Source organism: Paraburkholderia sp. DHOC27 (genome assembly GCF_003429005.1).
GTDB lineage: Bacteria > Pseudomonadota > Gammaproteobacteria > Burkholderiales > Burkholderiaceae > Paraburkholderia.
Map to the genome: position 1 here is coordinate 138,299 of NZ_QVQV01000001.1, position 19,160 is coordinate 157,458.

General features: G+C 62.1%; 16 protein-coding genes. 8 read left to right on the forward strand and 8 right to left on the reverse strand.

The window, feature by feature from the left end:
- Window positions 1-53 precede the first annotated feature (53 nt).
- Window positions 54-452 (forward strand): hypothetical protein, encoded by a 399-nt coding sequence (locus D0B32_RS00540; protein ID WP_117331740.1) that lies wholly within the window; start codon window positions 54-56, stop codon window positions 450-452.
- A gap of 16 nt (window positions 453-468) precedes the next feature.
- Here D0B32_RS00540 and D0B32_RS00545 read toward each other — a convergent pair whose 3' ends face one another.
- Window positions 469-1,131, reverse strand: a complete 663-nt coding sequence (locus D0B32_RS00545; RefSeq protein WP_117331741.1) for a GntR family transcriptional regulator — start codon at window positions 1,129-1,131, stop codon at window positions 469-471.
- 657 nt (window positions 1,132-1,788) lie between these two features.
- Here D0B32_RS00545 and D0B32_RS00550 point away from each other — a divergent pair.
- The gene (locus tag D0B32_RS00550; RefSeq protein WP_117331742.1) at window positions 1,789-2,529 is read left to right on the forward strand and encodes a response regulator transcription factor; all 741 of its coding nucleotides are present in this window, start codon (window positions 1,789-1,791) and stop codon (window positions 2,527-2,529) included.
- Window positions 2,530-2,629: 100 nt separating this feature from the next.
- Here D0B32_RS00550 and wrbA read toward each other — a convergent pair whose 3' ends face one another.
- Complete coding sequence (gene wrbA, locus D0B32_RS00555) at window positions 2,630-3,229, reverse strand: NAD(P)H:quinone oxidoreductase (RefSeq protein WP_117331743.1); 600 nt, start codon at window positions 3,227-3,229, stop codon at window positions 2,630-2,632.
- A 500-nt stretch (window positions 3,230-3,729) separates the two neighbouring features.
- Here wrbA and D0B32_RS00560 point away from each other — a divergent pair, with 500 nt between their 5' ends.
- The gene (locus tag D0B32_RS00560; protein ID WP_117331744.1) at window positions 3,730-4,776 is read left to right on the forward strand and encodes a hypothetical protein; all 1,047 of its coding nucleotides are present in this window, start codon (window positions 3,730-3,732) and stop codon (window positions 4,774-4,776) included.
- A 32-nt stretch (window positions 4,777-4,808) separates the two neighbouring features.
- Here D0B32_RS00560 and D0B32_RS00565 read toward each other — a convergent pair whose 3' ends face one another.
- Together D0B32_RS00565 and D0B32_RS00570 are read right to left on the reverse strand one after the other, a co-directional pair.
- Window positions 4,809-6,296: a HAMP domain-containing sensor histidine kinase gene (locus D0B32_RS00565; protein ID WP_117331745.1), complete on the reverse strand. Its 1,488-nt coding sequence runs from the start codon at window positions 6,294-6,296 to the stop codon at window positions 4,809-4,811.
- Window positions 6,293-7,042, reverse strand: a complete 750-nt coding sequence (locus tag D0B32_RS00570; protein WP_117331746.1) for a response regulator transcription factor — start codon at window positions 7,040-7,042, stop codon at window positions 6,293-6,295. Before D0B32_RS00570 ends, D0B32_RS00565 begins: the two co-directional genes overlap by 4 nt.
- A 201-nt stretch (window positions 7,043-7,243) precedes the next feature.
- On the opposite strand from D0B32_RS00570, the gene msrB reads away from it, so the two are divergent.
- The 3 genes from msrB to msrA all read left to right on the forward strand — a co-directional run bounded on the left by msrB (window position 7,244) and on the right by msrA (window position 10,554).
- Window positions 7,244-7,756 (forward strand): peptide-methionine (R)-S-oxide reductase MsrB, encoded by a 513-nt coding sequence (msrB, locus tag D0B32_RS00575; RefSeq protein ID WP_117331747.1) that lies wholly within the window; start codon window positions 7,244-7,246, stop codon window positions 7,754-7,756.
- A gap of 70 nt (window positions 7,757-7,826) precedes the next feature.
- Window positions 7,827-9,743: a cytochrome c biogenesis protein DipZ gene (locus D0B32_RS00580; RefSeq protein WP_117331748.1), complete on the forward strand. Its 1,917-nt coding sequence runs from the start codon at window positions 7,827-7,829 to the stop codon at window positions 9,741-9,743.
- A 7-nt stretch (window positions 9,744-9,750) separates the two neighbouring features.
- Window positions 9,751-10,554 carry a peptide-methionine (S)-S-oxide reductase MsrA gene (msrA, locus tag D0B32_RS00585; RefSeq protein WP_117331749.1) on the forward strand — a complete coding sequence of 268 codons (804 nt, stop codon included), beginning with the start codon at window positions 9,751-9,753 and terminating at the stop codon, window positions 10,552-10,554.
- A gap of 66 nt (window positions 10,555-10,620) precedes the next feature.
- Here msrA and D0B32_RS00590 read toward each other — a convergent pair whose 3' ends face one another.
- A complete protein-coding gene (locus D0B32_RS00590; RefSeq protein WP_117331750.1) occupies window positions 10,621-11,013 on the reverse strand; it encodes a DUF779 domain-containing protein in 393 nt (130 codons plus the stop codon).
- Between the two features lie 472 nt (window positions 11,014-11,485).
- Entirely contained in the window at window positions 11,486-11,905 is a 420-nt protein-coding gene (locus D0B32_RS00595; RefSeq protein ID WP_117331751.1) for a DUF1810 domain-containing protein, read from the reverse strand.
- A 307-nt stretch (window positions 11,906-12,212) separates the two neighbouring features.
- Between D0B32_RS00595 and D0B32_RS00600 the strand changes: the two genes are divergently transcribed.
- The gene (locus tag D0B32_RS00600) at window positions 12,213-14,018 is read left to right on the forward strand and encodes a thiamine pyrophosphate-requiring protein (protein WP_117331752.1); all 1,806 of its coding nucleotides are present in this window, start codon (window positions 12,213-12,215) and stop codon (window positions 14,016-14,018) included.
- A gap of 30 nt (window positions 14,019-14,048) precedes the next feature.
- On the opposite strand, the gene D0B32_RS00605 is transcribed toward D0B32_RS00600, so the two are convergent.
- Window positions 14,049-16,346: a PAS domain-containing protein gene (locus D0B32_RS00605; RefSeq protein WP_117331753.1), complete on the reverse strand. Its 2,298-nt coding sequence runs from the start codon at window positions 16,344-16,346 to the stop codon at window positions 14,049-14,051.
- Window positions 16,347-16,559: 213 nt separating this feature from the next.
- Between D0B32_RS00605 and D0B32_RS00610 the strand changes: the two genes are divergently transcribed.
- On the forward strand, window positions 16,560-17,873 hold the full coding sequence (locus D0B32_RS00610) for an NRAMP family divalent metal transporter (protein ID WP_259294839.1): 1,314 nt from the start codon (window positions 16,560-16,562) through the stop codon (window positions 17,871-17,873).
- A gap of 80 nt (window positions 17,874-17,953) precedes the next feature.
- Here the strand turns inward: D0B32_RS00610 and D0B32_RS00615 are convergent, their stop codons facing one another.
- Window positions 17,954-18,790 carry a CHAD domain-containing protein gene (locus D0B32_RS00615; protein ID WP_117331754.1) on the reverse strand — a complete coding sequence of 279 codons (837 nt, stop codon included), beginning with the start codon at window positions 18,788-18,790 and terminating at the stop codon, window positions 17,954-17,956.
- Window positions 18,791-19,160: the final 370 nt, after the last annotated feature.

The window sequence follows — 19,160 nt, forward strand, 5'->3', positions numbered from 1 at the left end:
GCTGCGCAGCAAGCTTGCCCCTTTTCACCCTTTGCCTGACTCAAGAGGATCCGATGAAACTCAGATTGGCCACTGTGCTGGCTGCAACGAGCGTGTGCGTGCTGGTTGCCGGATGTGCAACACCTGTCGAACGCGCCAACGAGAAGAACGATCTGCTCGCGGCTGCCGGCTTTCATATCGTGCCCGTCACGACAGACGCGCAGCGCGTCCAGTTGGAGACGCTGCCGCCGAATCGCGTGGTGCAGAAAATCAAGGACGGCAAGCCCGTGTTTCTCTATGCGGATCCGTACTCATGCGGTTGCCTGTATGTCGGGGATGAAAATGCCTGGGACAACTACAAGCGTGAGCAAATCCAGCAGAAATTCCTCGATCAGGAAAGCATGAATGCGCAGATGAATGAAAACGCGGCGTGGAACTGGAGTATCGGACACCCAGGTTGGTGGATGTACTGAGCCAGGCCGCCGCTACCTAGCCCTTGCGATCTATCGCCGCCTTGAGCAGCAGCTTCCAGCCCAGAATGTGCCGGCTGATCAGCTCGCCAATCGCGTCCACGTCCTGCTTGCAGGCGTAGTCCACCAGTTGATAGTGCTCTTGCACCGAGTCTTTCTGGCGTTCAAGGCCCTCAGCGGACTCGATGCCATAGAGGCGCATGTCGTCGCGCAACTGCATCACCATCTTCGTGAGCAAGGGGTTCCCGGCCTGCGCCACCAGCGCTTCGTGAAAGGCGCGGTCGGCTGCCAGATAAGCCGGGACATCGCCTGCCTCGACCGCCTGCGCCACGTCGTCTGCGCGTGCATCCAGTGGAGCGCGGTCCTTTAGCCCCTGACGGGCAAGCGTCTCGAGTGCGAAGCGTTCGAGCAATTCGCGCATCGTGAAGAGATCGTCCAGCGCGTCGACAGAAAGCGGTTCGACGCGAAACCCGCGGTTTCGCATTGCGACCAGCAGTCCACGTCGCGTCAACTCCAGCAGCGCCTCGCGCACGGGCGTGGTGGAGACGCCCATTTCCGTGGCGAGCCCCGGCACCGAATAGACCGCGCCGGGCGCAGTCCGTCCCGATACGATTTCGGCGCGCACGCGCTCGACTACGCGCTCGCGAAGATTCCCTGCACCGGCACCCGCCAATACGTCCATCTCGTCCTCTGCGTCGATCGTCTTCCTGACGAGTTTACTAAAAGAATCCCGAGGTAACGCGTCACGCGCTGCTGCCATTCTCTTTGAATGCGCTGCTGCGTTAATGCATAAAAGTCGCCAAGCCGGCACCGCCTTTCTTCGCAATTCGTTGAGTAACGCGCTACTCTAACTCAACTGGTTTTTAATCCAGTTTTTCGCTTTTGGCCGCACTATCCGGCCTCACTAAAGACTCGTTTGAAGAGAAATCTTGGTCTCAACTGGTATCTCCCGTGAAACCTTTATTTCATGCGGAGGAAGCGCTTCCATTAAATACCACTTAGGCACCAATTTTATGTAGAAAAATCACGGGTAAACGTGTATTGTTCGGCGACGAAGGCATCCTAAAATCGTTCCAGTTTTTCGGTAATGCGCTACTACAACTACTAGAACAATCGTCTATCCAGGACGAGCGGCATTTCAGTTCTTGCAACTGCAAACAAAGACATCTCGAGTACGGCGTCCGGCCACAACAATTAGCAAACGGCAATCGCGCTCGGGGAAAAAAAGTCTGATAAATCCACAAAAGCACCAATACGAATCATTCGGGGAGGTTACTGATCCCGACAGCGCTCCCAGCGGACGAACACCGAGCGCTTGCGGCTATTCGAAGAGGGAAAAATGCGAGTATTGCTGGTTGAAAGTGATCACGAGGTGGGTCAATCCTTATTCGGCGCGTTGAGGGGCGCCGGCTACTCCGTCGACTGGGTGCGCAATGGTGTGTCTGGCAGCACTGCGATTGCCTGTGAGCATTACGCCGTGGTGTTGCTCAATCCCACTGCCGCCGGCATTGCAGGCATGGATCTGCTGCAGGCATCACGCGCTGCGGGCAACCGGGTGCCTGTGCTCCTGCTGACCGAGCGCCACGATTCGGACACGCGTGTGCGTGGCCTTGAAATGGGCGCCGACGACTGTCTGCTCAAACCATTCGATGTGCGCGAAGTATTGGCGCGCATTCGAGCCGTGCTGCGTCGCGCAGCCGGTTATGCGACCTCACGTATCGGTGATGAAGGGCTCAGTCTCGATCTGAACAAGCGCACGCTGTGCCGTCATGGCGTGGAATCCGCCTTGTCGGCTCGCGAATTCGCGTTGATGCATGCGCTTCTCGAACGGCGCGGCAGCATTCTGTCGCGCGACCAGCTCGAAGAACGTCTCTACGGATGGGGCAAGGAGATCGAAAGCAACGCCGTCGATGTGCTGATCCACACCATGCGGAAGCGTTTTGGACGCAACCTGATTCGCAATGTGCGGGGATTGGGTTGGACGGTCGCACCGGAAGAACGCTCCAGCAGTGCACCCAGCAGCGCCAAACTTGCTGCGAAGAATCGCGCACCGCAAACCGACGACACGTTAATTCTTTGAGCGCGCAAGCGGCAAAGCAAGCCAACAGGCAATGGCGGCCAGGCGAACTGCGCCTGACCGACCGTCTTGTCCGCACCGCAATGCTTGAACGAAAGCGTGCTCAGCCAAACAGCTTATTAGCCGTTTTGGCGATCAATTCGCCCTGAAAGCGCGCGCCGCCGAGTTCGATTTCACTCGGCTGGCGCTGGCCGCGCGTCCCGGCAATTGTCGTCGCGCCATAAGGCGAGCCGCCCGTTACTTCATCCAGCGTCATCTGCGCATCGTAGCTATAGGGCAGCCCGACAATGGTCATGCCGAAGTGCAACAGGTTCGTGATCACCGAAAATAACGTCACTTCCTGGCCGCCGTGCTGGGTGCCGGTTGACGTGAACGCACCACCCACCTTGCCGTTGAGTGCACCACTCGCCCACAGGCCGCCGGCCTGATCGAGGAACGCCGCCATCTGCGAAGAAATGCGCCCGAACCGTGTTGGCGTGCCGACGATAATCGCGTCGTAATCCGCGAGTTCGGGAACCTTGGCCACTGGCGCCTTCTGGTCGAGCTTGAAGTGGGCGTTCCTCGCCGCTTCTTCGGGCACGGTCTCCGGTACCCGTTTGATATCGACAGTGGCACCCGTGGAGCGCGCCCCTTCGGCGACGGCTTCCGCCATCGTCTCTACGTGACCATACGAGGAATAGTAAAGCACCAGGACTTTCGACATTTCGACCTCCTTTGTATTTCTACGGTGATACCGCTGGGGGGAAATCTACTCGATAGACAGAAGTCACCAGCCGAAGACTCGCATGGTCGGGCTGGCTGCGCTCGATGTGCTCGTGTTGCTCGTGTTGCTCGTCACACACAGCAGCGCGGCTCGGTTCGCGTGCTGCGTAGAAACTACGTAAATCTTGCGTGCCCTCCGCAATTTTTTCCAGAACTATTTTCGTGCATTTTTCTCATCATTGTGGGGCGCGAACCCGATCGCCCGTGCCACCTCGCCTCGCTACGCAATACCCGGCGGGGATCGGCGGAAATCGCATCCGTGCATGATTTTTGCGTGGCACGTTACGACGTATGTCTGTGATACCCTGCTTTTCTGCTACCCCTCTGCACGGCAAAACTGCCATGCGTCGCCGGTTGTCGAGTGACTTGCCGCAACCATTGCGCGCAATGTGTCTGTCTAACCCGACCCCAAGCTCACCTATCGTAGACATATTTCGTGACATGCGCGAAGAACCCCATTTGATCGACCGCAGCGGCATCCAGCCCGGCCTCGATCCCGCCCATCTGCCGCGTTACCCCTCGCAACCCGAAACGGGCCGCGCAGATCATCGTGAGCAGCCGGACATGGCGCGCACCTGGAAGAAACCGCCGCATATCTTCTGGCGCAAGTTGCGCGCACTCGTGCTGCCAGTGGACACCGAAACAGGTCCATCTTACGAATCGCCGTCGCGCTTCGACTACGCGCGAAATACGCCGCACGCCACGTGGATTTACGGCCTTACCATCGTGCTCGCGCTGCTGGCGCTGACCTGTGCGACCTTGAGCTCGGGGCTTTTCAACAAGCGTGACGATGCGGTAGCGCTGGCCTTGCAAAGCTCGGAGGGCGCCGTGACCAGCGCGGTGCCGCTTTCATCGTTGGCATCGACCTTGCCTGCCATGCCGGTGCGGCAAACGCCTGCTGCGCCTTCAACGTCTGCGCCTGCCACAGTCGCACCCGCCGCTACAACCACCACGGCCGCTGCGCCAAATGCGGATCTGCAATCCGCCGCGCCGACGCCCGCAGAGCAGCAGGCTGCCGCACGCCAGGCACGTGCCGCCGCCGCGCGTGCCGCAACAAGGCAGGACGTGAAAACTGCGGCAGCTGCTGACGCCACAGTGCCACCCGCAACGTCGAACCCGCGCGCGCAATACGATCTGCAAGTAGTTCGCGCCAGCATGGACAAGAACAATCTCACCACGGCACGCGCTGTTCTATCGAGGGTGCTCGCCAAACAACCCAACAACATCGACGCAATCAAACTGAATGCCGATCTCGAAGACCGGGAGTTGAAGCGCAATTCGCTGCTGCTGGCTGCACGCAGTTGCGCGGAGCAGGATCAATGGCACTGTGTATGGCGCAACGCCGGTAACGCCCTCGTGACCGACGCGTCGAACGCGGAAGCGAAGCGTCTGATGACGCAGGCCATGTGGCAGTCGGAACTCGATTCGCGCACCGGTGCAACGCCGCCGCTCGGCCTGAGTCACGAGCCGGTTCGAAGCACTCAGTAAAGACCGTGCGGCTGCACTGGCTGAAAGATCATTCAGGCAGCCACGGCGCGCGTGCTTTGACTCGTAGGGAGTTCGAAGCAAAACACCGCACCCGCGCCCTCGTGTTCGACTAGCCGGATCTGCGTGTGATGCAACTGCAACATGCGCTGCACGATCAAGAGCCCGAAGCCGCCACCGCGATGCGTCCCGCCTGAACCGAACGGCCGCTCGAATAGCCCAACGCGCTGGGTAGCCGGCACACCGGGACCGGTATCGCTGACCGTCACCGCTACCTTGTTGTCGCGATACGCGAGTTCGACGCTCACGGTGCCCTCAGCGGGCGTATGGCGAATCGCGTTATCGAGCAGGTTGGTCAGCACGCGCTCGATCATCCCCAGATCGGCACACACCGTCGGCACGCGTTGCGGAATGTCGGCATGCAAGCGGATATGGCGCGCCTCGGCCGGCAGTTCGAATTTCTGGAACACGTCCTGCACCAGATCGACCAGCGAAAACTCTTCCCATGCGGGCTGCACATTGGCGTGTTCGAGCCGCGCGAGTTCGAACAGCGCCTGGGCGAGCCGTCCCACTTTCATACTCTGCGCAATCGCGATCCCCAGATAGCGTTTGCGCTCCGTCTCGCTGAGCGTATCCGCCTTCAGGGAAAGCGTTTCGAGGTAGCCGTGCAGCGAGGTCAACGGCGTGCGCAAGTCGTGCGAAATATTGGCCAGCAACTCGCGCCGCTGTTGATCCTGCCGCGTCAACGCACGCCATTGTTCGCCGATGCGCTCTGCCATCTGCGCGAACGTCGTCTCCAGAATGGCGATTTCATCACGCGGCCCCGCGGATGACGAGCGCGGCACCTTCGGCTGCGTATCCGGCTCACCGTTGGCATCGAAGCGCAGCATCGCCGCCGAGAGCCGTCGCAACGGCCGCGTAATCAGCCCGAACGCGGTCAAACCCGCCAGCAGGCCGAGCAGGGCCACCAGGGCCATGTACCACAGCGTGGTGCGCAACACGGAACTCGCGCTCACGCGCTCGGCGAGCGCGTCGTGTGCTTCGCCCAGCAGCACCACGTAGATATAGCCGGACGGCGCATGTCCATCCACTTGCAAGGGCGCGGCACTAAACACCTTGCGACCACCGGTGCTGCGTGGATCGTCGCCGAGAATCGGCAAGGTGTCACCGGCAATGAAGCGGCGAATCGGCGCGAGGTCGATCTGGGTGCGCTTCACGTGTCCCACTGGCGCATCGTCGCCCTTGATGCGGCCTTGATTGTCGAGCAGATACACTTCGACGCTCGGATTGACCACCATCAGTTGTCCGAACAATTGCCGCACGGCATCGGGCCGCAGGCCTTGCGCGTCCATGAGCGTCGCGCTGCGGGCAATGTGCCCCGCCAGATCGCGCGACAACCCCTGAATGACTTCCTTGTCGTGCAGATCGCTGGAGCGGATTTGCAGCCAGGCCGAAGCGCCGCAACACGCGAGCAGCAGCACGGAGAAGACGATCGAGAGGCGCTGGGTGAGCGTGAGATTCATTGCGCGTCCGTGGCGGAAGGGTCTTGCGGCGAAGCGCTGTCCGACGCCGCGGCCAGTTTGTAGCCACGCCCCCAGACAGTCAGGATGCGCGTCGGCTGCGCCGGATCGGTTTCGATCTTGGCCCGCAGGCGGTTGATGTGCGTATTCACCGTATGTTCGTAGCCTTCATGCTGATAGCCCCACACCGCGTTGAGCAGATCCATCCGCGAAAACACCTTGCCTGGCTGCTGCGCGAAGTAATACAGCAGATCGAATTCGCGCGGCGTGAGTTCGATGGGCCGCCCCTCGACGCTGGCCTCACGGGTCAGCGGATCGACGACAAGGCCGGCAATCTGCAAGGTGCCCGCATCGATGCGCGAATCCTTGGCCATCGCTTCGACGCGCCGCAGCAGCGCCTTGACCCGCGCCACCAGTTCGAGCACCGAAAACGGCTTGGCGAGGTAGTCGTCCGCGCCGAGTTCGAGGCCGAGAATGCGGTGCACTTCGCTCGAGCGGGCGCTGGTGATGATGATCGGCGTATAACGCGTCATCGCACGGGCACGGCGGCAGATTTCGAGTCCGTCCACGCCCGGCAGCATCAAATCGAGAATCAGCGCGTCCCAGCCGCCCTGCTCCAGCAGCCGCAAGCCTTCGTTGCCGTCCGCGCTGTGCACGACCTCGTAACGTTCGTCCCGCAGATGCAGGCTCAACACATTGGCGATGTCGTTGTCGTCTTCGACTATCAAAATCCGCTTCGGATGATCCATTGGAGGTGTGTGTCTACAGCGGTTACAGGAACGGCCCGAACCAGCCGGCGTGGGCCTGAACGGCCCCGCCCCGTTGCGCCATTGTGCAAAATTTCGGGCCAGCGAGTTATCACATTTAATTTAACTTTTCGTGAGGACTTTGACACCGCCCGCGCTCTAGGATGACGCTACGTTCAGCAGATTGGCCCCAAGGAGCACATCATGCAAAGTCGTAGACGCTTCCTGTTTTCCAGCGCCGCCGCCGTGGCGGCGCTTGCAGCCGCGAGCCGCTGGCGGCCGCTCGCCGCCGCGCCGACGGACACCGGCAAGGCTGCCGAAAGCTTCGAATTCGTCCGCACGGACGCGCAGTGGCACCAGTTGCTGACTCCCGCACAGTACAGCGTTTTGCGCGAGGAAGGCACCGAGCGGCCTTACACCAGCCCGCTGAACAACGAGCATCGCACCGGCGTGTTCTCGTGCGCTGGCTGCCGGCTCGACCTGTTTTCATCCAGCACCAAATTCGACAGCCACACGGGCTGGCCCAGCTTCTGGGCGCCGCTGCCGCATGCCGTGGCGAGTCACGAAGACAGTTCGTTCGGCATGTCGCGCACGGAAGTGCATTGCCGGCGCTGCGGCGGCCATCTGGGGCACGTCTTCGACGACGGCCCGAAGCCCACCGCCCTGCGCTATTGCATGAACGGTCTTGCCATGAACTTTACGCCGGCGGCGGCCTGAGTCCCGACAGCCCCGAGAAGAGTTCGAGAAACGCCCCTGAAACCTTACCAAAACGAAGCCCGGAACAGTCATGTTACTCATCGTTCTTGCCTACCTTGGCGGCGCCCTGACGATCCTCAGCCCGTGCATTCTGCCCGTGCTGCCGTTCGTTTTCGCGCGCGCCGATCAGCCGTTCGTGCGCAGCGGGCTGCCGTTGCTCGCCGGCATGGCGCTGACTTTCGCCCTCGTGGCGACGCTCGCCGCCATCGGCGGGGGCTGGGTCACGCAGGCCAACCAGTATGGCCGCTGGCTCGCCATCGCGCTGCTGGCCATCTTCGGCCTGACGCTGCTGTTCCCGCGCTTCGCGGATCATCTGATGCGGCCTCTGGTGAGCGCCGGCAACCGCCTGTCGAACTTCGCGCAGGCGGACGGTCAACAGGTGCGGGTGGGCTCGTCGTTCCTGCTGGGCATCGCCACCGGCCTGCTGTGGGCGCCGTGCGCTGGTCCGATTCTCGGGCTGGTACTGACCGGTGCCGCGCTGAAGGGCGCGAGCGTCGGTACAACGCTGCTGCTGATCGCCTATGCGGCCGGCGCGGCGACTTCGCTGGCGGTGGCGCTGCTGATCGGCGGCAAGGTGTTCACGGCGATGAAGCGTTCGCTCGGCGCGGGCGAATGGATTCGCCGCGGCATCGGTGCGGCCATGCTGTGCGGCGTGGTGGCGATCGGCTTCGGCTTCGATACCGGTGTGCTGGCGCAGGTTTCGACCGTGGCGACGAGCGGCATCGAACAGAAGCTGGTGGACCGGCTCTCGCCCGGTGCCATGCATGCCGGCGCTGCTGCCAACCCCACGGTGGCGTCCGACGCAGGCGGCGCGATGATGGCGGCGGCGAATACGGTGGCGGCTTCCTCCTCTACGGATGCAACTACAACGCCCGACGTCATCAGCAGCGACGCCAAAGGTGGCGCCATGATGGCCGCTTCGAACGCCATGATGCGTGCCTCGCAGACGGTACCCGAAGCGGCTCCGGCGTTGCCGGTGGAAGGCACGCTGCCGCCGCTGAACGGCGCGGTGCAGTGGCTCAATTCGCCGCCGCTGTCCGCTCAAAGTCTGCGCGGTAAGGTCGTATTGATCGACTTCTGGACCTACTCGTGCATCAACTGCCTGCGCTCGCTGCCCTACGTCAAGGCGTGGGCCGACAAGTACAAGGACCAGGGTCTCGTCGTGATTGGCGTGCACGCACCGGAATTCGCGTTTGAGCGCAATATCGACAATGTGAAGAAGGCGACCCACGAACTCGGTATCGACTACCCGGTGGCGATCGACAACAACTACGCCATCTGGCGCTCGCTGAACAACCAGTACTGGCCCGCGCATTACTTCGTCGATGCACAAGGCCGTATCCGCTATCACCACTTTGGTGAAGGCGATTACACGGAGTCCGAAAAAGTGATCCAGCAGTTGTTGACCGAAGCCGGTCACGCAGACGCCGCAAAGATCGCCACCGGCTTGCCCGGTGGCACCGCGAAGGGCGTGCTGGCGGCTGCGGACAACGGCGACATGCAGTCACCGGAGACGTATATCGGCTACGCACGGGCGGAAAACTTCATGTCCCCCGGCGGCGAAGTGGAAGACCATGCGCAGACCTACGCGGCGCCCGGGCAGCTTGCGCTGAACGACTGGGGGCTGGCCGGCAAGTGGCGCGTCAATTCCGAGCAGGCAACGCTCGCAGCGCCCGCCGGACAGATCGTGTACCGCTTCCATGCCCGCGACCTGCACCTCGTGCTCGGCCCGGGCAAGGACGGCAAGCCAGTGCGCTTTCGCGTGAGCATCGACGGCGCCACGCCGGGCGATGCGCACGGCAGCGACATCAGCGCGGACGGCACGGGCACGGTGACGGAGCAGCGGCTCTATCAACTGGTGCGCCAGACCGGCGACATCAAGGACCACACGTTTTCGATCCAGTTTCTGGACCCGGGCGTGCAGGCGTATTCGTTCACGTTCGGCTAATGCGTCAATGCAAAACCGGACACGACGCCTGTACTTCCACACCACCCATATTCAAAAGGGGCTGACCATCGTGAGCAAGATCGTGAATTCCCAGGCTTCCTCGTGGAAGCGCCCAACCGTCGCCAAACTCGCCGGCATCCTGGCGCTTGGCGTGGGCATCATCGCAACACAGCGGTTCGCGAATTCCGCGGAACCCGCCACGAAGATTCCGCCGCCGGCGCAGGATGAGAAGGTCGTGGCCAACCATACGGAAACCGCCGTGTTTGCGGGCGGCTGCTTCTGGGGCGTGCAAGGCGTGTTCGAGCACGTGCACGGCGTCAAACAGGTTGCCTCGGGCTACAGCGGTGGCGCTGCCGGCACCGCGCAATATGAAACCGTGAGCGAAGGCGATACCGGTCACGCAGAATCCGTACAGATCACGTACGACCCGACGCAGATTACTTATGGCCACTTGCTGCAGATTTTCTTCTCCGTGGCGCACAACCCGACTGAACTGAACTACCAGGGCCCGGATCATGGCACGCAGTATCGGTCAGCCGTGTTCCCCGTCAACGCGGAGCAACGCAGCGTCGCGCAGGCGTATATCGCGCAACTGGACAAGGCTCACGTGTTTTCCGCGCCGGTGGTGACGCGGGTGGAAGAGTTCAAGGGCTTCTATCCGGCCGAGGCGTATCACCAGAATTTCCTCGCGCTGCATCCCGACTATCCGTACATCGCAATCAACGATATGCCCAAGATCACTGATTTGAAGCGGATGTTCCCGGACGTGTATCTGAACAATCCGGTCTTGCTCAAGACCGCTTCATCGTAAGTTGCGGGAGGCGATGTCGCAAACGGGCTGGACCGCGTAGGTCCAGCCCGTTTTGCATTGTTGTGTTCAGGTTTCGGCGTGTTCGACCGGATGCGCTTCGAGCCAGCTCCACTCGGCGTCATCGAACAACCGCGAGCGCGTCAGAAAACGCAGACCTGTGGGCCGTTCCAGCGAAAACATCCCGCCGTTGCCGGCCACGCAGTCGATGATCAATTGGGTGTGCTGCCAGTACTCGAATTGCGATTCGCTCATGTAGAACGGCACGCCGGCGATCTCGCCGAGTTTGACATCGGCGCCGCCCACCATGAATTCGTGCACCGGAAAACACATCGGTGCGCTGCCATCGCAGCAACCGCCCGACTGGTGGAACAAAATCTCGCCGTGCTCCGCCTTCAGCTTCTCGATCAGTTCGGCGGCGGCGGGCGTCGCAACGACGCGTGGCACTGCATCGATACTCATGATAGTTCCCCGTTCATCGGCTCGGCTTTCAGTGTACGCGCGTTCGCAAGCTTTCCGTCTTTGCAGTGCAAAAATGCCGGCGTCGCCGACTATACGCCTGTGAAAGCGACGCTCGAATCGGGCGCTGACGTCTGAGTCTGCACAAGCGTGTGCGACGTCACTGAGACTTCACTGAGTCATCGTTACTGGTCAGCTTGGGTGACCGGGGCGCAGGTTGCGATGCGGCCGGCAAACCACCAATTGTCGGCACGGGGGTAACGTTGGGCGCTGGCGGGACCGCTGGCGGTTGCGTGGCCGGACGGATGGTCTGCGCGCTGCACGCCACCGTGAGCAGCACGAAGACAGCGGCAATGGTTCCTGTCGCTCCGCGTATAACTGCCCTGCGTGCCATTGCGCGTGCGGTGTTACTCACCGCAAACGGCGCTGGTGCATCTGCGTTCATGCTCCCCTCCTTCGTCCCTAAAGCGGTTGCCTAAAGAAGCCGCAAGGTGGCGGCGTCCCCTTTGCCGTTGAAATATTTACGCAGCGCTTCGACGAAGTCCTCGTTATCCGCTGTGGCCCGCTCGAACAGGCTGATCGAAGAATGGAATTTCAGGTGATCGGGATAGCCGAAGATGTCTTCGATGGAACGGTCCTGGACGCTATTCACGAGCCGCGTGGTTTCGCACAATCGCGGACCTAACAGCGGATGCCGCATGTACGCCTCGGCCTCCTGCAACGATGTAATGGCAAAGCGCTGCGCCATTGAACTGCTGCCAAGACCCTGAATCTGCGGAAAGACAAACCACATCCAGTGGCTGCGCTTGCGGCCACGACCCAGTTCGTCGATAACGTCGGCGTAGAGGGGATTTTGAGCATCCACGAAGCGTTGGAGGTTATACGGATCGTCCACGGTTGCACTCTCTCCTCTCATGACCGTCTGCGCTGACTGCGCGCGTCAACCTGGTCAAGACACACACTTAAAACGCAGCAACACGCATTCCCACGATAGACGCAAACCGGGCATGAGCGGGCATGAGCGGGCACACCCCATGCTGCTGTGACACCGACACGCGAAGCAACTCCGCCTGCAGTAGCAATAGCGCGGCACTTCTCGCATCCCTATTTTCGCAGCCGTTTTAGCCGGCTTTTCAGCATCGAAACCCGATCACCCGCGGTGGAAGCATCTTGCCACGCGCCCACTATTCCCGGAGATTGCAATGAGCCAAACCGTTGGCGACTTTATCGTTGAGCGACTGTCCGCATGGGGCGTGCGCCGTATCTACGGCTATCCGGGCGACGGCATCAATGGCGTGTTTGGCGCGCTCAGCCGTGCCAAGAGCACGACCGGCAAGATCGAGTTCGTGCAGGTACGTCACGAAGAAATGGCCGCGTTCATGGCTTCCGCTCATGCAAAATTCACCGGCGAACTGGGCGTCTGCATCGCGACCTCGGGGCCCGGTGCGTCGCATCTGATCACCGGGTTATACGATGCGCGCTGCGATCACATGCCCGTGCTGGCGATTGCCGGACAACAGGCGCGCGCCGCGCTGGGCGGTCATTATCAGCAGGAACTCGATCTGGTGTCGATGTTCAAGGACGTGGCCGGCGCCTTTGTCGAGCAAGCCAGTGTGCCCTCGCAAGTGCGTCATCTCGTGGATCGTGCCATACGCACCGCACTGGCCGAGCGCAAGGTAACAGCCATCGTGTTGCCGAACGATCTGCAGGATCTGCCCTACGAAGCGCCTGGCCGCAAGCACGGCACGCTGCACTCGGGCGTGGGCTATCGCGCGCCACGCCTCGTGCCGTTTCCCGAGGATCTGCAACAGGCCGCGGATGTGCTCAACGCCGGCCGTAAAGTTGCGATTCTGGTGGGCGCTGGCGCTTTGAACGCGACCGACGAAGTGATCGCGGTCGCTGAGAAACTCGGTGCGGGCGTCGCGAAGGCGCTGCTCGGCAAAGCCGTGTTGCCCGACGATCTGCCGTGGGTCACGGGCTCGATCGGGCTGCTCGGCACCAAGCCTAGCTATGACCTCATGATGGAATGCGACACGCTGCTGATGATCGGTTCGGGCTTCCCGTATGCGGAGTTTCTGCCCAAGGAAGGCGCCGCACGCGGCGTGCAGATCGACCTCAAGGCGGACATGCTGAGCCTGCGTTATCCGATGGAAGTGAATCTGGTGGGCGACAGTGCGGAGACGTTGCGCGCCCTGCTGCCGCTGCTCGAACAGAAAACGGGCCACGCATGGCGCAGAAGAATCGAGCGCTGGACCGACGACTGGTGGAAGACGCTCGACAAGCGTGCCCACGAAGCGGGGGAAAACGCCGTGAACCCGCAACGTACCGTGTGGGAACTGTCGTCCCGCATTCCCGCCAATGCCATCGTGACGAGCGATTCCGGCTCGTGCGCAAACTGGTATGCGCGTGATCTGAAGGTACAGCGCGGCATGATGTGTTCATTGTCCGGCGGGCTGGCTTCGATGGGCGCTGCCGTGCCTTACGCGATTGCCGCCAAATTCGCGTACCCGGAGCGGCCCGTCATCGCCCTCGTCGGCGACGGCGCCATGCAGATGAACAACATGGCTGAGTTGATCACCGTGGCGAAATACTGGAAACAGTGGGCCGATCCGCGCTGGATCTGCATGGTGCTGAACAACGGCGATCTGAACCAGGTCACGTGGGAACAGCGTGCAATGGAAGGCGATCCGAAGTTCGAAGCCTCGCAGGACATTCCGTCCGTGCCGTATCACCGCTTTGCGGAATTGATCGGACTGCGGGGCCTTTACGTGGACAACGCCGAGCGCATGGGTGCCGCGTGGGACGAAGCCTTGTCGTCGGACCGGCCGGTCGTGCTCGAAGTCAAGGCCGATCCGAACATCGCACCGTTGCCGCCGCACATCACGCTGGCCCAGGCCAAAGCCTTCGCGTCGACGCTATTGAAGGGCGACCCGGACGAGGGCAACGTGATCGTCGAAACTGCGAAACAGGTGCTGGACGCAGTGCTGCCGGGTCATCGTGACAAGTGAGACGGTGAGGTGCGAGGCCATCAAAGGCCATCAGCTCGCACGCACCGACAACGACTTGAGCAGGCTTTCCACGTTGACGGGTTTGACGAAATGCAGATCGAAACCCGCTGCCTGCGCGCGAATCCGGTCCTCGGCCTGGCCGTAGCCGGTAATGGCAATCAGCAATAACGGCGCCTTGCATACGGCGCGCAAGGCGCCCGCCAGTTCATAGCCGTCCATGCCGGGCAAGCCGATATCGAGCAACGCAACGTCCGGCTTGAACACCTGCGCGGCCTCCAATGCTTCGGCGGAGGAATACGCCACCCTTGTTACGTGATCCTCCGTTTCGCATAGCATGGCTAACGAATCGGCGGCGTCGCGATTGTCGTCCACGATCAGGATATGGCGCACGGAGGCGTCGCGCGGCGCATCTAGCGGCGAAAGGATGGCAGCGGAATGACGCTCGTGATGATGCAGACGCGGCAGATCCACCGTCACGCTGGTGCCCTTGCCGGGCCCTGGGCTGCGCACCGAGATTCTGCCGTCATGCATTTCCACGAGCTTCTTGACGAGCGAGAGGCCAATGCCCAAGCCGCCTTCCGAGCGGTCCAGCGTGCGCTCGCCTTGCGAGAACAGATCGAATATATGCGGCAGCAGCTCAGGCGAGACACCGGAACCCGTATCCGCTACCACGATGGACACCCATTCAGCGTCCGCCTGCGCGGTGATACGAATGCTGCCGCCTTCCGGCGTGTACTTGCTGGCGTTGTTCAGGATGTTGACCAGAATCTGCGACATACGTGTGGCGTCCGCGCAAATCCAGCTCGTGGCATCCGGCACTTCGACGTGAATCTGCTGGGCCCGCCCTTCCACCAGCGAAGCCACGGACTCCACCGCGTGATACACCGCCGTGACCACCAGAATCGGCTCGTGCTTCAGCGCAATGCGGCCCTGCGTGATACGCGACACTTCCAGCAGATCGTCGACGATGCGCGTCATATGTTCGGCCTGGCGCTGCATCAGCCCCAGCAGATCCGGTTCGCGCGCATCCGGCTGGGCAGACTTTTGCAGCAGGGCAATTGCCGTGCGCATCGGCGCCAGCGGATTGCGCAGTTCGTGCGCCAGCATGGCGAGGAATTCATCCTTGCGACGGCTCGACTCGCGCAACATCAGTTCGAGCCGCTTGCGCGCGGTGATATCCAGAATCGAGCCAATGAGCCGCAACGGCTTGCCCGTATCGTCGCGTTGCAGCAGCGCGCTGCCGCTCACCCATTGCTCACGCCGCGCGTGCTGGATGCGAAATTCGAAGTTGGCGCGCGGCGCTTCGCCGTCCACCAGACGCCGCACGTAGCGGTCGAGCGCCGCACGATCGTCCGCATGCACGCGGCACAGCGCAACCTGGTAAGGCATGCGCGCAATCCGGTGGCGGTCTCCGGCGCTTTCGCGCGACAGGGTCCAGTCGGACAGATCGAGCGTGACGATGCGCAGCTTGGCCGCCTGCATGGCCGCTCTCAACCTGAGGCTGCGCGCTTCGATCGCGCTCTGCGCCTGGCTCAGTTGCTCTTCGCGGATGCGTTGCTCGCTGATATCGAAGCTCACGCCGTAGACGCGCACGAGGCGTCCCTCGGCGTCGTACTCGGGATGGCCGCGCATGCGCAGCCAGCGGCACGGCCCCAGTTCTTCCTTGAGACGGTAATCGAGTTCGAAGGGCGCGCGGCGGCGCAGAAACTCGTCCAGCTTGCGGTGATAGACCTCGCGGTCCTCGGGTACCACATGCTCGCTCAATTCTTCGATGGTCGCGGACTCGACGCCCTCGGGCAGCGCGTAGATTTTTGCCAGTTCCGCGGTCATGTGGACCATGTGGGTCTTCATGTTCCATTCCCAGCCGCCCATGCGGGCAGCCTGGAATGCGGCACGCAGGCGCCGCTCATTGGCTTCGTAAAGTGCCCACGCGTAGCGGCTTTCGTGAATGTCGATCGCCACGCCCACCGTGTCCGCAATGTTGCCGTGCTGGTCGCGAGTGGCCTGCAGATGCAGCGTGTGCCAGCGGAATTCGCCGTCCGCGCGCAACAACCGCACATCGGCGTTGCGCAGCAACGGACCGTCTTTTGTCTGACGTACTGCATCGAGCACGGCTGCGACGTCTTTTTCATGCACGAACGTGCGCCAGTTCAGCCCGATCACGGCATCGGGAAGCGCGCCGAGATAGCGATACGCCCAGGGATTCGCGTAAATAATCGAACCGTCGCGTGAAGCGCGCCACACGAAGGCGGGCAGAAATCTGGCAGGTGCCGGATCTGCTTCGCTTCCGGTAGCCTGCTCAACCGTCAAGCCGGTGTCTTTGGCCATAACAAAAGCTCGCTGTCTGGTGTACGCGGAAACGGGCGGCTCATCGAGCAGCAAGTGCATAGAATACGCCGAGACCAGCGCGTCGGCATTGCGTTTGCATGAAAGCACCACCTGCGGGCATGGATACTGCGCTCATGCACATGGAGCCGTCTGCCAAGCAGCGTCGAGCGCCGCTTTCCGGCGGGTGGCCGTCCATGAAGCGCAGGGAGGAACATGTCGCTGGCGAGGCCAGGCCAGAGCGGCCCGAGGATGGAAGATGGCCAGGACGACGCCGTTCCCGCACGTTCGTGGGCCGCAGACCTGGGCCCCGGCCTCGTCTCCGCCGCCACGGACAACGACCCCAGCGGGATCGTCACCTACTCGCTCGCCGGCGCGCAATTCGGTTACAGCATGCTGTGGACCTGCGTGCTGATGTATCCGTCGATGGTCGCCTTCCAGCTCGTCGCGACGCGAATTGCCGTGCTGACCGGCAAGGGGCTGACCGCGAACATGCGCGAGCACTATTCGCCGTTGCTGTTCTATCTCGCAGTGGGCCGGTTTCTGGTTGCCAATACCTTCAACATTGCCGCAGACGTGGTTGCGATGGGCGTGGCAGCGCAATTCCTGTGGCACGGATCCGTTGCAGTGTTCACCGCGCTCGCGGGCATCGGCTCACTGCTGCTGCAGTGGTTCGTGCCCTACGCCCGTTACGCGCAGGCGCTGAAGTGGCTCACGGCCACGCTGTTCGCGTACGTGGGAGTGATCGTCGTGCTGCACGTCGCCTGGCGCCCGGTCGTATTCGCGGCCCTGGTGCCGCACATCACGTGGAGCGCGAATTACTTCACCATGCTGCTCGCCGTCTTCGGCACGACGATTAGTCCGTATCTGCTGTACTCGCAGGCTCAACAGCAGGTCGAGACATTGCGCGAGGACGGCCAGCTGAACGGTACGCATCGCACCGAATTATGCGTGCAGCACTTGCGCAAGGTGCGCAGGGATACCTTGCTCAGGACGGCGTTGTCGAATTCGGTGGGGATTTTCATCATGTGCGCCGCAGCGGCCACGCTCTACGCCACGCAGCGCCCGCTGCACGATGCTTACGATACGGCGCGCGTCATCGCACCGCTGGCACACGGCTTTGCGGGCCCCGTGCTCGGGCTGGCGTTCATCGGCACTGCGCTGCTCGCGTTGCCGCCGCTTGCGGGCTCAGCCGCTCATGCGGCAGCGAGTGCGTGGGAAAAGGGACGCGATGACGAACGCGTTCAACTCATCGCGCGAGCGCTGCTGGTCATCATGGCCATCGGTGTGGCGACGGGCGTCCTGCTCTGCGCACTGCGCTTCGAGCCGATGCGGGTGCTGTACTGGGCCGCGGTGCTGAATGGTTCGACGGCAACGCCGGTCATGGTGTTGCTCGTGCTGCTGAGCACACGCCGCTCGGCAGTGGGCGATCTCAGCGCGCATTGGACGCTGCGCGCACTGTGCTGGCTTGCGACGCTGGTCATGGGCGCAGCCCTCGTGGCACGGTTTGCGTGCGCATGGCTGGGCTAGTGGGGAGTCTGGCGGTGGGTTGCGTTACTGGATCGCGGTACTGGACCGCGGTGGGCCCCGCGGTGGGCACGATAGCCGCGCTATAGAAGTTTCGACGCTGCGCGGACCCGGTGCTTGCGCTGCTTTTCCAGTGCAGCGAACGCCGTTGCCACAGCTTGCTCGTCGCCAAAGATCTCATGGTGCTGGCGCAGCAGTGCCTCTGAAGCGACCACGTCGTTCAGCGTACCAAAGCGCTTTTGCAGCTTCTTTAGCTTCTTGCGCGCCCGCAACTGTTTCTTCGACAGTAACGGTTCGAAGAATTCGAGCAGATAGCGCACCTTTTTGCCGGCCTTGCGCACGTCGTGATAAGACGTGTATTCCGGATGTCGTGCCCGGCTCGCGTGTCGCATGCGCTTATGCAGCGACTTGCCGGCTGCCGCCACGCGCTTGCGTGCAAACTTCTTCAGCGAAGTCCGTACGTGTGAACCATGCTGCAATGCATCGCGCGCATCGGCTAGCGACTGTTGCAGCACGCTCTTGATGCCCGCGTGCGAGAGGGTCTCGCGGCTTTCTTTCAGCGCCGTGCTGCGCGCGGCATGCAGCTCGTGAATGGGCGCCTGCTGCGTGCCCAAGGTTTCGGTGAGCAGTTCGGTGAGGATGTCCCAGTCGCGCGTTTTCCCCGCGGCATCCGCGAGTGCCTTGAAGCTGTCGCGTTGCGCGTCGTCGAGCGTGCTACCCAGCAAAGGGCGATACGCCCATAACAGTGATCTCAAGCGCCGCAACGCGACACGTAATTTGTGCAACACCTCCGCGTCAGATGTAGCGCTCAACGACTCGGCGTGCTCGATGGCCGCATCGGCGAGCGGCTGGGCATAGGTCGTGAACTGCGATTCCGCGCTGGATTCTTCATTTGATTGCATCTCTCCGGCTTTTTTCATTGCCCCTCCTTGACCCCATTGCTCGAATGAGCAAAAACGGTTCCTAAAGGAAACGCGAAGACGCACGGCAAGACCGGCTTCCAGATACGCCGCGCCGCACAAAACCCGCTTTTTGCGAACTATCGGCTTGCTGCGTGCGCGACGTCATCCGGCAGCGCGCAGCCCTGCATTGACACGGCAACCCGCAGGCAGAGGCGGCAGTCCGGCCGCGCCGCCTCAGCGACACGTCACGCCTGCTCCCGCTGCTTCGTCGCAAACCGCTCGCAGGCGTGCGTGCGTCCGGCGAACATAGCGTCACTCCAGCCAAGCGGGCTTCAAGCGGGCTTCAGGCGGGCTTCAAGCGGGTCCCACGAAGGCCCCAAACGAGCCG